Here is a 15319-nt window from a genome sequence, read left to right as displayed (position 1 = left end):
GAACGCTTTACCCACGGTCCCTGAATCGGTTGGTGATCGGGTAACGACGATCGCGGCCGAAGTTCTTGGTGGTGATCTTCACGCCAGGCGCCGCCTGCCGGCGCTTGTACTCGGCAATGTAGAGCAGATGCTCGACGCGGCGCACCGTCGGCTCGTCGAAACCGGCGGCGATCAGCTCGGCCACCGTCTTCTCTTCCTCGACAAGGCCATTGAGGATGCCGTCCAGCACCGGATAGGGCGGCAGGCTGTCCTGATCGGTCTGGTTTTCGCGCAGTTCGGCCGTCGGCGCCTTGGTGATGATGCGCTTCGGAATCACCTCGCCGGCCGGTCCCTTGAGGCCGTCCGGACGGTGAGCGTTGCGCCACTCGGCCAGCCCGTAGACCTGCATCTTGTAGAGATCCTTGATCGGGTTGAAGCCGCCGTTCATGTCGCCATAGAGCGTGCAATAGCCCACCGACATCTCGCTCTTGTTGCCGGTGGTCAGCACCATCGAGCCGAACTTGTTGGAAACGGCCATCAGGATGGTGCCGCGCGCGCGCGACTGGAGGTTTTCCTCGGTGGTATCGGCCTTGGTGCCTTCGAACAGCGGCCCGAGCGACTTGAGGAAACCCTCCACCGGATCGGCGATGGCGACGACGTCGTAGGGAACGCCGAGCAAGGCAGCGCATTTCGCGGCATCCTCGAGGCTGTCGGCCGAGGTGTAGCGATAGGGCAGCATCAGGCAGCGAACCTTGTCGGCGCCGAAGGCATCGACGGCCATCGCCGCGACGACGGCCGAGTCGATACCGCCCGACAGACCGAGCACCACGCCAGGGAAGCGATTCTTCTCGACATAGTCGCGGAGGCCGGTGACACAGGCGAGCCAGTTGGCCGCTTGCACGTCCGGATAGGGCGCGACCTCCCCGGGTACGATCCGCCAGCCATCCGCCCCCTCGGCAAGGGTGACCAGCGCCGTCGTCTCGGAAAAGGCCGGCATGCGACAGGCCAGATCACGGTCCGGGTTGATCCCGAAGCTGGCGCCGTCGAACACCAGCTCGTCCTGGCCGCCGACCGTGTTGAGGTAGACCATGGGCAGGCCGCTTTCGACGACGCGCGCCGTGGCAACTTCGATGCGCTCGCTCATCACCGTCCAGCGATAGGGCGAACCGTTGATGACGATCAGCAGCTCGGCGCCGGTCTCCGAGAGATGCTCGACGACCTCTGGCTTCCAGATGTCCTCGCAGACCGGCAGGCCCAGCCTGACCCCGCGGAAGGTCACCGGCATGGGCAGCGGACCGGGCTGGAACACGCGCTTTTCGTCGAACACGGAGTAATTGGGCAGGTCGGCCTTGAAGCGCAGGGCGGCGATGGCACCGCCCTCGAGCAGGGCGGCCGCGTTGCGCAGCGCTCCATCGTCATCGAGCCACGGGGTACCGACCAGCACCGCCGGCCCACCGTCAGCCGTTTCGGCGGCCAGACGCTCGATAGCCCGCCGGCAATCGCGCTGGACAGCCGGCTTCAGCACCAAATCCTCCGGCGTGTAGCCGACGATGTAGAGCTCCGGCAGAATCAGGAGATCGGCGCCAAGTCGCGCCGCTTCGGCGCGAGCCTGTCGCGCCTTGTCGAGATTGCCGAAAATATCGCCCATCACTGGATTGGCCTGGGCGAGTGCGAGCTTCAGAGAGCGAAAGGAAGTTGTCATGGTGGCGGCGATTTAGCCAGAAAGCCCTCGCCACGGCAACGGAATCAATGGGTCGGCTTGCTCAGAAAATGTGAACGCACCCGAATGATTTCGCTTGGCCCATCATGAATGACCTTGGCCGGCGGCACGGCCGGTACCAGTCGGTTGCCGCGCCGCGCGTAAAGCTGCCGCACCGACGACAGTTCGGCGAGCCGTTCGTAGAGGCGCCGCGCCGACAGCGGCTTGACCAGAACGTCGTTGGCCCCCAGCTGCACCGCCGCCAGCATGCGGCGCTTGTCGGCATAGGCGGTGACCATGACCACGGCGAGCGTCGAGACCCGTTCGTCGGGATGGCGGCGCAGCAGATCGAGCAGCGCCACGCCATTACCGGCGGTTCCGAGATTCCAGTCGAGCAGGAGCACGTCCGGCGACTGCGACATGACCATGGTGAGGGCTTCCGCCTCGGTGGCGGCCTGCAGGATGACGCGTACGCCGAAAGCGCCCAGCATTGTTTCCGCAAGCTTGCGAAAATAGGCACTGTCATCGACAACTCCGACGCGCAAAGCGTCGAGACGCACATAGGTACCTTGATCCGCCGGATCGACCATGAAGCGAAAAACCCTACGACAACAACCTGCTAGAACGTAATAACTCCTCGTCCGGGCTTGAGGCTTGCCATGGAATGAAGAAAATTTGGTTTACGACCGAAACGTTTTCTAAATTATGACCCGACGCAAAAAGGGCGCCCTGTTCAGAGCGCCCTTTTGTTCTTCGCCTGGACTTATGGAAAGCGTCAGCCGACGATTTCGGTCTCGGAGAACCAGTAGGCGATCTCCTGAGCGGCCGTCTCCGGCGCGTCGGAGCCGTGCACCGAGTTCTCGCCCATCGACAGCGCGAACTCCTTGCGGATCGTGCCCTCGGCAGCCTTCTCGGGGTTGGTGGCGCCCATCACTTCGCGGTTCTTGGCGATGGCGTTCTCGCCCTCGAGCACCTGCACGATGGTCGGGGCCGACGACATGAAGTCGACGAGTTCGTCATAGAAGGGCTTGCCCTTGTGGACGGCGTAGAAGCCTTCGGCCTCTTTGCGGCTCATCCACACGCGCTTGGAAGCGACGACGCGCAGGCCGGCCGCCTCGAGCTTGGCGGTGATGGCGCCGGTAAGGTTACGACGGGTCGCGTCGGGCTTGATCATCGAGAAGGTACGTTCGATCGCCATGGAAGTCTGCCCCTCTGTGGTTGGCGGCAAGGCCGGGTCCGGCCGGTGCCGGATCTCTGGTCAGGCGGGCTTATAGCGGTGGGAGGGCATCGGAGCAAGCGCGGCAAGGGCCTTGAGGACAAGGGGTTCCTTGTTTGGCAAGCAAATCGAGGGGGCGTCGCGGCCCAGCCTCAACGTAGCGCTTCTCAAGCGGGCACTCGCTCGACCGCCGGCTTCATCTCGGCGATCAGGTCGGCGATCTGCTCGCAAAGCCCCGAAAGCGGACTGCTCTTGCGCCATGCGAGGCCGACGGTGCGGTGAGGTTCGGGGGCGTGGAAGCGCCGCAGACGAACGCGCCCGGCATCGAGCGGCGTCGCAGCGAGGAAGAGCTCGGGCAGTAGCGTTACCCCCTGCCCCGCCGCCACCAGTTGCAGGATGGTGGCAAGCGAGGTGACGCCCGCCCGCGTCAACCGCCGGGCGTCGAGGGCGCCGCAGGATGCGAGCGTCTGGTCGCGAAGGCAGTGGCCGTCCTCCAGCAGCAGGAGCGCCTCGGTCGGAATCTCGGCGGCGCTGTCGAAGACGCCGAGAGACAGTGGCCCTGCCGCCGGCATCGCCAGCAGGAAGGCATCCGTGAAAACCGACATTTCCCGAAAGGACGGATCGTCGAGCGGCAGGCTGGCAATGACCAGATCGAGACCACCGTCCTGCAACTCGCCCACCAGGGTGGCGGTTACCGTCTCACGCACACTGACCTTGAGAGCCGGAAAAACCTGATCAAGGGCCGGAAGAAGCTTCGGCAGCAGATAGGGGCCGATCGATGGGATGATCCCGAGGCGGAGCGAACCCTTCGTCGGATCGGCGGCGACACGCGCGTAAGCCTCGAGATCGGCAGCCTCGGCGAGAATACGCCGACCGCGCTCGACGACGGCGACGCCGGCCGGCGTCAAGCGAGCCCCGGATGAGACGCGTTCGACAAGTTGGCAGCCAAGCGCGTCTTCAAGCTCGCGGATCTGGGCCGAGAGGGCTGGTTGGCTGACCGACGCTCGATCCGCGGCCCGGCCGAAATGCCCCTCGGCGGCGAGGGCATCGAGATAGCGCAACTGACGCAGGGTGATCCTCATAGGAAAATCCTATCAGCCCGACCGGACAAAGCAATTGGAATGATTCCAGAAAATACCGTCATGTCGGTGGCACGAGACGCTTTTCCACCTCCGCAGGAAGACCCCCGCCATGACCGACAGACCGATCCAGACCACCACCGCAGGCGCGCCCGTCGCCGACAATCAGAATTCGCTCACCGCCGGATCGCGCGGCCCGGTGTTGATGCAGGACTGGCAACTGATCGAAAAGCTCGCCCATCAGAACCGCGAACGCATCCCCGAGCGCGTCGTCCACGCCAAGGGCTGGGGCGCCTTCGGCGAGCTGACGGTGACCCACGACATCACCCGCTACACCCGCGCCAAGCTGTTCTCCGAAGTCGGCAAGAAAACGCCGCTGCTGCTCCGCTTCTCCACGGTAGCCGGCGAACTCGGCGCCGCCGACGCCGAGCGCGACGTGCGCGGCTTTGCCCTGAAATTCTATACCGAAGAAGGCAACTGGGACATCGTCGGCAACAACACACCGGTGTTCTTCGTCCGCGACCCGCTGAAGTTCCCCGACTTCATCCACACCCAGAAGCGGCACCCGCGCACCAATCTTCGCTCCGCCACCGCCATGTGGGACTTCTGGTCGCTGTCGCCCGAGAGCCTGCATCAGGTCACCATCCTGTTCTCCGATCGCGGCTTGCCGACCGACGTGCGCCACATCAACGGTTACGGCTCCCACACCTACTCCTTCATCAACGAGGACGGCGAACGCTTCTGGGTGAAGTTCCATTTCAAGACCATGCAGGGCCACCGCCACTACACCAATGCCGAGGCGGCCGAGGTTGTCGGCCGCACCCGCGAGTCGACCCAGGAGGATCTGTTCGGCGCCATCGAGGCCGGCGACTATCCGCGCTGGCGGTTCTGCGTGCAGATCATGCCGGAACTCGACGCCGAGAAGACGCCCTACAATCCCTTCGACCTCACCAAGGTCTGGCCGCATGCCGACTATCCGCTGATCGAGGTCGGCACTTTCGAGCTCAACCGCAACGCCGACAACTACTTCGCCGAGATCGAGCAGGCCGCCTTCTCGCCGTCCAACATCGTGCCCGGCGTCGGCTTTTCGCCCGACAAAATGCTGCAAGCCCGCATCTTCTCCTATGCCGACGCCCACCGCTATCGGCTCGGCACTCACTATGAGGCGCTGCCGGTCAACGCCCCCAAATGCCCCGTCCACCACTACCACAAGGACGGCGCCATGAACTTCATGCCCAACAAGGCGAACCCGAACGCCTATTACGAGCCCAACAGCTTCGGCGGACCACGTGAGGCGCCGGAGTTCCGCGAGCCGCCGCTCCGCATTTCCGGCGATGCGGATCGCTACGACCACCGCCTCGGCAATGACGACTACTCGCAGGCCGGCGCCCTGTTCCGCCTGTTCGACGAGGGGCAGAGGCAGCGCCTGTTCCAGAACCTCGCCGCCGCCATGGCCGGCGTGCCGATGGAGATCGTCGAGCGCCAGCTTGGTCACTTCGAGAAGGCCGACCCGGCCTACGCCGCCGGTGTGCGGCAGGCCCTCGGCATCGCCTGAGCCTGAAGGCCGCAGAACAGAAAAAAGCCCGGCTGGGAGACCCGCCGGGCTTCTTGCATTTCAGTGAGGCCGTAATCAGGGCTTGGCAGCGGCGCCGGACGCGGCGTTCTGCGCGTCGAGCAGCTTCTGCTGGGCTTCCTTGGCCTTGCGCTGAACCTCGGAGGCGAGCTGCTCGCGCTGGCGCTGCAGCGCCGCCGTGTCGATCGCCGGCCCCTCGTAGGAGGCCGTGAAGCCCGTAAGCGAAATCGGGAAGTTCAGCGCCTTGGCCTGCTGATTCTGCGTGGTGATGATCAGGTCCTTGCCCTTCTTCATCGACGCCGTGAAGTCGTCGGTGATCGGGATCTCGGCGAAGCAGGCGTTGGGCATGCAGATGGTATACTTGCCGGGAACCTGGGTGTTCTGGTCGACCTGAACGCGAATGCCCGGCTGAAGCAGCATGCCAACCGGCGTCTGCACCAGGAGAATCTTGCGCGTCTCGCCGTCGACCTCGCGCACGCCAGCCGAGGCCAGGAACTGACCGCTGTCGGTGCGGAGCTCGCGGACCGTGAAGCAGACCTGCTTCTTGGTACGGGCATCCTGGCCACAGAGCTTGTTCCAGGGATTGTCGGCCGTCGCAGCGGGAGCTGCCGCATCGCTGGCAGCGGGGGCCTCGGCCGGAGCCGCCGGCTTGTCCTGAGCCAGAGCGGCCGTCGCCGACAAAAGCAGCGCCGCCACGCAGCCCAGAGTCCTGAAGGAGTTAACTGTTGCCATTCGCCCAATCCTTTGCATGCGTCGATCCGGAGGCACACATCTGTGGCGCTACCGATCGTCTGATTTCGATCGACTTGTCAACAGCGCTTCGCGCAATCTCAGCCCCAGGAAGCCTGCCGAAAGTGACTTTATCCCTCCCCTGCGGCACGAGGGGCGCACCTCGCACCTCGCCCGGAAGTCGCAGAACCCGATGACTTCAAAATTGGGCAACACGGTGACCCGGCGGTTTCAAAGGGAAAAAGTCATGCCCCGACACGCGGTTCGGCGGTGGACCGCGCCTCGCTCAAGCCAAAAATCATCGGTCCGAACAGGGCGAACGTGTTAACGTCTCTGAAAGATTCGCTTCCGAACGGAGCCCGGTTCATGTCTGGCGTCATTACTCGCCGCGTCTTCTGTCTTGGCACCGCCAGCACCGCCCTCCTTCTGTCGCTGCCGGCTCGCGCCGCGCCGGCCCACGGCATTGCCATGCATGGCGAGCCCGCTCTTCCCGCCAACTTCGACCATCTTCCCTACGCCGATCCCGCCGCCCCGAAGGGCGGTACTTTCGCCCTCGGCTTTCCTGGGTCGTTCGACAGCCTCAACCCATTCATCATCAAGGGCAACGCGCCGCGCGGTCTGTCGGACGCCCTTTACGGCAACAACGTCTGGGACACGCTGCTCCATCGATCAGCCGACGAAGCCTTCTCGCTCTATGGCCTTCTTGCCGAAAGCATCGAGATGCCGCCCGACCGCAGCTGGGTGGAGTTCACGCTCAACGCGGCCGCCACCTTCGCCGACGGGGAGCCGGTAACGGTCGACGACGTGCTGTTCACCGTCGACCTGCTGAAGACCAAGGGACGCCCCGTCTACAAGCGCCGCTTCGACAAGGTGGTCTCGGTCGACCGTGTTGGCGAGCGCACCCTGCGCTTCTCCTTCGCCGATGGCGCCGACCGCGAGCTGCCGCTGGTTATCGGCGGCTACACGCCGATCCTGCCGCGACATGCGGTCGATCCCGATACCTTCGATCAGTCGTCGATGAAGCCGATTATGGGCTCCGGCCCCTATCAGGTGGCGAGCGTCGACGAAGGCCGGCAGGTGGTGCTGAAGCGCAATCCGGACTATTGGGCGCGGGAGTTGCCCATCAAGCGTGGCCTCGACAACTTCGACGAGATCCGCATCGAGTATTTCAAGGACGGAACCTCCTACTTCGAGGCCTTCAAGTCCGGCGCTTTCGATCTCTACATCGACAGCGACCCCGGCCATTGGGCCAAGGCCTACGATTTCCCGGCGGCCAAGGATGGCCGTGTCGCCCTGGAGAAGATCGCGAACGGATCGCCAAAGGGCATGACCGGCTTCGTGTTCAACACCCGCCGCGAGATATTCAAGGACGTCCGCGTTCGCGAAGCGCTGACGCGGCTGTTCGACTTCGAAGCCGTCAACCGGACGCTCTATTATGGCGCCTACGCCAGAAGCGGCTCCTACTTCGAAGGGTCGAGCCTGTCGGCGCTCGGCGTCCCCGCCTCGAAGGCCGAGAAGGCGCTGCTCGCCCCCTTCGAGGATCAGGTCAGGCCCGACGTCATGGACGGCACCTATGCGCCGCCGGTCAGCGACGGCACCGGCCGTGACCGCAAGGCGCTGCGCGCCGCCCTCGATCTTCTCGGCGAAGCGGGCTGGAAGCTCGAGGGGAAGCGACTGGTGGATGCCGACGGCAAACCGTTCACCTTCGAGTTCATGGCCAAGGTGCCCGACGAAGAGCGGCTCGCCCTCAGCTACCAGGCAACACTCAAACTGGTCGGCATCGACATGTCGGTGCGGCTGGTCGACTCGACGCAGTATTACGATCGCCAGAAATCCTTCGACTTCGATATGCTCCAGATGCTCTGGACAGCATCGTTGTCGCCCGGCAACGAACAGATGAATCGCTGGTCGCAGAGGGCCGCCGTTACCGAAGGCACCTTCAATTACGCCGGCGCATCGAGCAAGGCCATCGACGCCATGATCGATGCCCTCCTGGCCGCCACTGGCCGCGACGAGTTCGAGGCGGCTGTGCGTGCCCTCGACCGCCTGCTGATCTCCGGCCTCTACTGCATACCGCTCTATCACCTGCCCGAGGATCTGGTCGCCCGCTGGACGCGTGTCCACCGCCCGGAGACGACGGCACTGACCGGCATCCAGCCGTCCGCCTGGTGGGCGGACGGAAAGTCCTGACGCCAAGTTCCGGAACCCGAGCGCAACAGGGAAAAGCGCGATGATCCTGACGTCCGAACAACGAGCCGAAACCTACGTCGCCTCCGGTGTCTGGAGCAACGTGACGCTGGTCGAGCTGCTGCGTCGCACGGCCGCCGCGGCGCCCGAGACGATCGCCTTCGAGGATGTCGGCGTGGGCGCGGTGCCCGGCCTTTCCGCCACCTACAGCTTCGCCGAGGCGGAAAAGCGCATCAACGGCCTCGCCGCCTTCTTCGCCGCCGTCGGTCTCCGGCCCGACATGGTGCTCGGCATCCATCTCCCCCCCTGTGCAGACGCGGCCATCATCATGTTCGCGGCGCTGAAGGCCGGGCTCGTGGTGGCGCCATTGCCGATCTACTGGACCAAGTCCGAGATCGAAGCGTCCATTGAGGCGGCGTCGATCAAGGCCATGGTCACCGGTTCGGAGATCGAGAGCGAGCCGTCGGGCGAGTTGGTCCGCGACGTCGCCGCCGATACCTTCGCCATCCGCTTCGTCTTCGCCGTTGGCGACGGCCAGCCGGACGGCCTGATCGATCTTTCCGAAGTTCTTGCCGATCTCGACGCGCTGGGCGAGCCGCCCGAGGTGGCGCGGCGTGGCGAGGCAGCCGACCACATCGCGCTGCTCTCCATGGCCCGCACGCCCGACGACGAGCTGCTGATCGTCCCCTACAGCCACAATCAACTGATGGCGATCGCCACCGGTCACCTCATCGAGGCCGGCATCGTGGCGCCGGAGACGGTGCTCTCCACCATGCACCCCGCCAGCCTGGCATCGGTGGCCGGCTCGATCGCCACGGCGCTGATGTCCGGCGGCCACGTCGCCTTCCACCACGGCACCTCGCTCGCCGGCCTCGCAGAAGCGGTGGAAAGCGTCAACGCCGACCGGATCGTGCTGCCGGAAGTGATAGTCGCGCCCCTCGCCGACTGTATCGACCGCTCCCTCGCCTTCTCGGCCGTCGGGGTCGGTCTCGGTCTTGCCCCGGCCCCGGCCGCCCGCACCGTCGATCTTCTGACGCTCGGCGGCCTCTGCCTCATTCCGCGCGCCCGCGATGCCGCCGGAGGCACCGTGGCACTGCCGGCTGGGGCGGCGCACCTGGGCGGCCTCAGCGCGGCGCCGATCCTGTTCGAAGCGAAAATCAAGTCGAAGGCGACGGCGCGCAGTCGCAAAGCGGACGGCGGCGAACTGTTGCTTGGCGGGGCCCTCATTCCCGACGCACCTTGGCCCGAACCGCAGTCCGGCCGGCGCAGCGCCCTGCTCGGCGTGACTTCCGACGGGTTCCTGCGCACAGGGCTCGCCACCGAAGAACATGACGGACACCTGATGATCACCGGGACGCTCGGCGAGACCATCGGTGTCGCCGGCATCACCATATCGCCGAAGCGGCTCGACGCCCTGTTCTCTCGCCACCCCAGCGTCGAGGACGCCGCCGTCTTCCCGATCGAGGCCGGTCCTGTGGGCCATCGCCTCGGCCTCGCCGTAGTGCCGAAGAGCGGCGAGCGGCCGTCTTTGACCGAGCTCTTGATCTGGCTCGAAGGCGAGGAGGCCGGCAAGCTCGACCGTCCGGCCGCGCTGGTGTCCGTCTCGGAGATCCCGCGCAATGCCGATGGCACCGTGCGTCGGGAGGCTCTGTTCCTTTCGGCGGTGGCCTGAGGTTCAGGCCGGGCTCGGTGAGTTCTCCAACCGCTCGGCCTCAAGTTTGCCAAGCAGCTGCGCGCGCGCTGGTGGCAGATCCAGCGCCCGAGGCCCTGCGACATGCCGGTCGAGGAAGAAGCCCGTGAGCTTCAGCGCAGCGACCACGTCGGCGGCATCCGGGCTATTTTCGGCGCCCGGCAGCATGAAGGCGGGCAGTTTCAGCAGACGCTCGGCATAGGGCGCGCCAGCTTCGCCCGAGACCGCGCGGGCCGACTTGGGGCTGACGAAGCAAAGGTTCTCGGTCCGGCCCGTCGCGGCGCAACAGGAAAGGTCGAGCCCGAAGCCCAGTTCGTCGAGCAGCATCAGCTCGAAGCGGGCGATCAGCGCCGCCGATTGCAGCAAACCGTCGAGATGATCGAGCAGCGAGATTGCCGCCCGATAGAGACCGGCATGCGCCTCTCGCTCGGCCAGGAGCCTGAGGTGGCCGGCAACGATCTGCACGCCGAACACGCCGGAGGCGCTCTCCATCAGTCGCGCCGCCCGCGCTTCGGAAAGCTCCACCGAAAACAGGCCGAGATGGGTCTCCAGGCGCGCCCGCCAGTTGACCAGCAGCGAGTTGCCCGTCTGCAGCACGGGCTGCAAGCGCCGCGAGCGAGCACCCTTGACGAGGCCGAGATGACGACCGTAATCGGGCGTCATCACCTCGATCACCGCGCTGGTTTCCCCATGCGGGCGAAGACCGATCAGCAGTGCTTCCGACACCCATTCCATCGACGACAGTCTCAAATCGCGCCGAGCTTTTCCTCGGCATCCTCAAGCGACAGTAGCACGACGGCGCGGCCGAGCTGAGTGGCAAAACCCTGGCGCGCCAGGATGGCGATCTCCCTGTTGAGACCGTCCCAATCCGGACGCTCGCCTCGCCGCCAGGGACCGATCCGTCGTCGCCGGCAGAAACGGAGCGCCGCCACAGTCTCGTCAGTGCCCTCGTCCTCGATGGCCGCCCGCGCCAGCTCGCCATCGACGCCCTTCGCCCGGAGACCCAGGGCGATCTTGAGGCGCGAGGCGCCCTTGCGGCGGGCCGAGGCGACGCGCGACGCGGCAAACCCCGCGTCGTCAAGAAGGCCGAGCTCGCGAAACTCCGACGTCAACTCCGCCACGAGGTCGGCAGCGCGGGCCTCGCCCAAAGCGACATAGCCCGCTGCCTCCCAGCGCCGGAGCTTCTGTTCCATCAAGCCCGAAAAATGCGCCTCCGAAGCGGAGTAGCGCTGAAGATAGGCAAAGCCGGAGCGACGCAGCTTTTCGCGCAGCTTTCTGGGGTCTGTCGGAGTCGTCCGGATGGGGCCATCCGGCTCGTCGGGGACGCGGTCCCAGCCATCATCGCCGGGCGGCGCGCCGCTCACGGCTGCGCGTCCTCGTCCGCCTCCGTCTTGGCGGAAGGCCGTCCCTTGAAGCCCTTGGCGACGACGTACATCTCCACGCTTTCCTGCCGCGAGGAAGGTGGCTTGAAGTGGAAGACCTGCGTGAAGTTCTGCTTCAGGGTCGCCAGAAGCTCGTTCTCGGTGCCGCCACGAAACACCTTGGCGACAAAGGCGCCGCCCGGCCGAAGCACGTCGACAGCAAAGGCGGCCGCCACCTCGCAAAGGTAGGTGGTGCGAAGATGGTCGGTCTTGTGATGACCGGTGGTCGGAGCCGCCATGTCGGAGAGCACCACGTCGGGTGTATGACCACCAAGGGCGGCCATCAGCGCGTCCGGCGCGTCCTCGTCGAGAAAGTCCTTCTGAAGCAGCGCCACGCCCGGCACACCGTCCATCTCAAGGTAGTCGATGCCGACCACCAGCGGATTGCCCGGCGTCGAGCCCGTCTTCTTGGCGGCGACCTGGCACCAGCCGCCCGGCGCAGCGCCGAGATCAACCACCCGATTGCCCGGCTTCAGGAGATGGTACTTCTCGTCGATCTCGATCAGCTTGAAGGCGGCGCGCGAGCGCCAGCCCTCCTTGCGCGCCTTGACCACATAGGGGTCGTTCAGCTGGCGCTGCAGCCAGCGCACCGACGAGGCCGTACGACCACGCGCTGTCTTCACCTTGACCTTGAGGCCCGTCTCGGCCCGCCCCTTGCCCTTGGACTTGTCCGGACCAGCCGGCTTGTCCCCACCGGATTTTCCCTTGTCAGACATGCGCTTCCGTCCTTGCGGGCTGAGGCCGGCGGCGCCAGACGCCGTCGCGGGCCATGAGTTCGACCAGGATGCCCTCGCGCAGACCGCGGTCGGCGACGCGCAACCGCTGGCAGGGCCACTTGCGGCGGATGGCTTCCAGAATGGCGCAGCCGGCCAGCACAAGATCGGCACGATCGGAGCCGATGCAGGGATTGGCGACGCGCTGATCATAGCCCATGTCGGTCAGGCGGCCGATCATCTCGTCCACCTCGCTGCCATCGAGCCATACGCCATCGACGCGGCGACGATCGTAACGCTTGAGACCGAGGTGAATGCCGGCCAACGTCGTCACGGTGCCGGACGTGCCCAGCATATGCGCGCCACCGGAGGCCACCAGTTCGGCGGCGCCATCCATGCCGTCGAAACCTTCGAGCAACCCCACCACCTCCTCGACCATGTCGTGGTAGACTTCGGGCGTGACCATGTGACCGCCATGCCGCTCGCTGAGCGTGACGACGCCAACCGGCAGCGACGTCCAGCTCTTGATGAAGCGAGTAAGCGCGAAGCCGCGCGCCTCGCCGCGCCGCCGGAGGTCGAGCCAAACCAGTTCCGACGAGCCACCGCCGATGTCGAACAGCAGCACGCCCTGCGAGCGTTGGTCGATCAGCGTGGCGCAGCCGGCGACGGCAAGCCGCGCCTCGGTTTCGCGGCTGACGATTTCCAGATTGAGCCCCGTCTCGCGGCGCACCCGCTCGAGAAACAGCGGACCGTTCTCAGCCAGCCGGCAGGCCTCGGTGGCGATCAACCGCATCCGGCGAACCTTGAGGTCGGCCAGCTTGGCCCGGCAGACGGCAAGCGCTTCGACGGCCCGATCCATCGCCGCATCGGAAAGGCGGCCGGTCCGGCCGATACCCTCTCCGAGCCTGACGATGCGCGAATAGGCATCGACGACACGAAAGCCCCGATCCTGCGGCTCGGCCACCAGCAGGCGACAGTTGTTGGTACCAAGATCGAGCGCCGCGTAGAGCGGTCCCGTCGCCGGCAGACCGCGACGGCCGTCCCGCCCATGCGAGCCATGCCCATGATGATGGTGGCCGCCTGGGCCGGCGGTCGGCCGCGCCTCGCCGCCATCGGCGTGTCGGTCGCCTCCCTTGCGCCGGTCACCCTCGCGAGAACGCCCTTCTTCCGGGCGACCATCCTCGCGGCCCGGTTTGCGCACACCGCGCAAGGCGCCCTTGGAGGGGCCGCGCCGACGGCGACGTCGAGCACCGTCCTCGCGGGAGCGGCCAGCCGGAGACTCCGATTTGTCCGAAGAGGAAACAGGAGGCGAATCATTACGCACCGGCTGGGCGGTCACCCGCTCCGGATGCTTGTCACCCGTTGTTGGCGCATGTCCCACAGCGACCCTGTCAGCGGCCGGACCCGAACCGGACCGGCGCTTGCGGCGACGTCGCGCCGCTCGCTTCGACAGGGTACCCGACGCTTCCTCCCCCGCGCTTTCGGCGGAGTCGGTACGTCCTCGTGTGGTGTCTGCGCGGTCGCTTTGATCGCCCGCGTCACCCACTGATAGTACTCCGGCGCGCCGCGATCCATGAGCCTAGACCCTTTATGGGAGTCCGGCTTAACATCCGCGCGTTCCCTCAAGGGGAGCGACACGGGGGCTCGAGCGGCACGCATGCTCGTTTGTCGTCGGATCGACAGTACCAGTTGCTGCCGGCAAACGCCAGTGAAAGCCACGCAAGGCGGCCCGTCGCCGGGAGGGCAGATGAAAAAGCCGGTCAGTCTCGCGGCAGAGGCACGAAGGCGTCACCCTGCCAGACATAGGGCTCAAATGCCGCGCCGCTCCAGTCGCCCTTGTCGTCGAAAGTGACGTGTCCGAGCACGGTGTCGACGCCATCCTTGCGCAGCACATTCGCTTGCGCGGAAAGATCGCCGCCGGCATTCAGCGCCGCGATCGCGGCTTCCGTGGCGGCATGGGCGGTGAAGACGGTGTCCGTCGGCATCAGCTGCCGATCCTCCAGCGACAAGAGGAGCCCCACTGCCTGCGGCAATGACTTGTCGACGAAAGGCAGGAAGAACACGGTGCCCTCGGCCGCGTCGCCCGCCAGGCCCTTGAACTCGGTCAGCGCCAACGACTCGTTGCCGATGAGAACCGCATCGAGACCACGCGCCCACATTTCGCCGGCGATCACCGCCGCGTCGGCCTGAAGAGCGCCCATCACCACCGCCGACACGGCGGCATCCTGGATCTTGCCGATCAGGTTGTTCTGACTTTTCTCGCCGGGCGTGAAGCGCTCGGTCATGGCGACGGCCCCACCGCCGTCGGCGAACAGCTTGGCTGCCTGGTCGACGAGCCCCTGCCCGTAGACACTGCCATCGTGGACGAAAGCGACCCGCTTTCCCTCGAACCGGGCCTCCAGATAATCGGCGATCGCCTTTCCCTCGAGATCCGAGCGTATCGACAGCCGAAACACACCGTCACCCACCTTCTCGTCGGTGAAGCGCGGGTTGGTGGCGGCCGGCGACAGGAACAGCACGCCTCCATCGTCATACACGCGGGCAGCGGGCAAAGCCGCCGCCGTGCAGGCATGGCCGATCACCGCTCGCACACTCTTGCCAATCAGCTGATTGGCGACCGCGGCGCCGGTTTCCGCCTCGCATTTGTCATCGACGACCACCGTTCGGATCTTCTCGCCGCCGATGCCCCCGCGAGCGTTGGCCGCCGCCACGGCGATCTCGACGCCAGCCTTGATGTCGCGCCCCACGTCGGCAAAGCTGCCGCCCATCGGGCCAGCGATGCCGAGCACCACGTCGGCCCGCGCCGGCACGAGGATGACGGCCAGGGCCGCGACCGAAAGACAAGCCCGACGAATACCGCCCCAGATGCCCATCATGACCAACCGACGCCCTTTGCCATCCACCCTGTCACAAGCAGCAATAGCAGCTTGGCCTTGAAAAATCACGAACCTCCGCCAGAGGCGGAGGTTTGGGACGCTGCGCTTGGGCCACTAGAAGTGGCTTTGTTACATCAGGGGATCAGCTTGAACAGAT

Annotated in this window: 13 protein-coding genes; 3 read left to right on the top strand and 10 right to left on the bottom strand. The window is 65.9% G+C overall.

The features are described 5' to 3' along the window. Positions 1-7 precede the first annotated feature (7 nt). From M4J40_RS19520 to M4J40_RS19505, 4 genes are all read right to left on the bottom strand, one after another. Complete coding sequence (locus M4J40_RS19520; RefSeq protein ID WP_251756092.1) at positions 8-1681, bottom strand: NAD+ synthase; 1674 nt, start codon at positions 1679-1681, stop codon at positions 8-10. 44 nt (positions 1682-1725) lie between these two features. Beyond that, positions 1726-2268: a response regulator gene (locus M4J40_RS19515; RefSeq protein WP_251756091.1), complete on the bottom strand. Its 543-nt coding sequence runs from the start codon at positions 2266-2268 to the stop codon at positions 1726-1728. Between the two features lie 185 nt (positions 2269-2453). After that, positions 2454-2876, bottom strand: coding sequence for a nucleoside-diphosphate kinase (gene ndk / locus M4J40_RS19510; RefSeq protein ID WP_251756090.1), 423 nt, complete (start codon positions 2874-2876; stop codon positions 2454-2456). Positions 2877-3061: 185 nt separating this feature from the next. Next, positions 3062-3976 carry a LysR substrate-binding domain-containing protein gene (locus M4J40_RS19505; RefSeq protein ID WP_251756089.1) on the bottom strand — a complete coding sequence of 305 codons (915 nt, stop codon included), beginning with the start codon at positions 3974-3976 and terminating at the stop codon, positions 3062-3064. 109 nt (positions 3977-4085) lie between these two features. Between M4J40_RS19505 and M4J40_RS19500 the strand changes: the two genes are divergently transcribed. Next, positions 4086-5528, top strand: a complete 1443-nt coding sequence (locus M4J40_RS19500; protein WP_251756088.1) for a catalase — start codon at positions 4086-4088, stop codon at positions 5526-5528. A 75-nt stretch (positions 5529-5603) separates the two neighbouring features. Here the strand turns inward: M4J40_RS19500 and M4J40_RS19495 are convergent, their stop codons facing one another. Continuing rightward, entirely contained in the window at positions 5604-6278 is a 675-nt protein-coding gene (locus tag M4J40_RS19495; protein WP_251756087.1) for an invasion associated locus B family protein, read from the bottom strand. Between the two features lie 363 nt (positions 6279-6641). Between M4J40_RS19495 and M4J40_RS19490 the strand changes: the two genes are divergently transcribed. Together M4J40_RS19490 and M4J40_RS19485 are read left to right on the top strand one after the other, a co-directional pair. Then, the gene (locus tag M4J40_RS19490) at positions 6642-8465 is read left to right on the top strand and encodes an extracellular solute-binding protein (protein WP_251756086.1); all 1824 of its coding nucleotides are present in this window, start codon (positions 6642-6644) and stop codon (positions 8463-8465) included. Between the two features lie 40 nt (positions 8466-8505). Then, the gene (locus tag M4J40_RS19485; RefSeq protein ID WP_251756085.1) at positions 8506-10134 is read left to right on the top strand and encodes a class I adenylate-forming enzyme family protein; all 1629 of its coding nucleotides are present in this window, start codon (positions 8506-8508) and stop codon (positions 10132-10134) included. Between the two features lie 3 nt (positions 10135-10137). Here the strand turns inward: M4J40_RS19485 and recO are convergent, their stop codons facing one another. The 5 genes from recO to M4J40_RS19460 form a co-directional block, all read right to left on the bottom strand. Then, positions 10138-10887 carry a DNA repair protein RecO gene (gene recO, locus M4J40_RS19480; RefSeq protein ID WP_405030778.1) on the bottom strand — a complete coding sequence of 250 codons (750 nt, stop codon included), beginning with the start codon at positions 10885-10887 and terminating at the stop codon, positions 10138-10140. Between the two features lie 11 nt (positions 10888-10898). Further along, entirely contained in the window at positions 10899-11516 is a 618-nt protein-coding gene (locus tag M4J40_RS19475; RefSeq protein ID WP_251756083.1) for a RecX family transcriptional regulator, read from the bottom strand. Further along, the gene (locus M4J40_RS19470) at positions 11513-12289 is read right to left on the bottom strand and encodes an RlmE family RNA methyltransferase (protein WP_251756082.1); all 777 of its coding nucleotides are present in this window, start codon (positions 12287-12289) and stop codon (positions 11513-11515) included. Before M4J40_RS19470 ends, M4J40_RS19475 begins: the two co-directional genes overlap by 4 nt. Next, positions 12282-13487 (bottom strand): Ppx/GppA phosphatase family protein, encoded by a 1206-nt coding sequence (locus M4J40_RS19465; protein ID WP_405030777.1) that lies wholly within the window; start codon positions 13485-13487, stop codon positions 12282-12284. The genes M4J40_RS19470 and M4J40_RS19465 overlap by 8 nt, the downstream gene beginning before the upstream one ends. Positions 13488-14046: 559 nt before the next feature. Then, positions 14047-15162, bottom strand: coding sequence for a branched-chain amino acid ABC transporter substrate-binding protein (locus M4J40_RS19460; RefSeq protein WP_251756080.1), 1116 nt, complete (start codon positions 15160-15162; stop codon positions 14047-14049). Positions 15163-15319: the final 157 nt, after the last annotated feature.

It is taken from the genome of Pleomorphomonas sp. JP5, from assembly GCF_023721815.1.
Classification (GTDB): domain Bacteria; phylum Pseudomonadota; class Alphaproteobacteria; order Rhizobiales; family Pleomorphomonadaceae; genus Pleomorphomonas.
The sequence above is the reverse complement of the archived record's forward strand: the minus strand, read 5'-3'. Positions and strand labels throughout refer to the sequence as shown.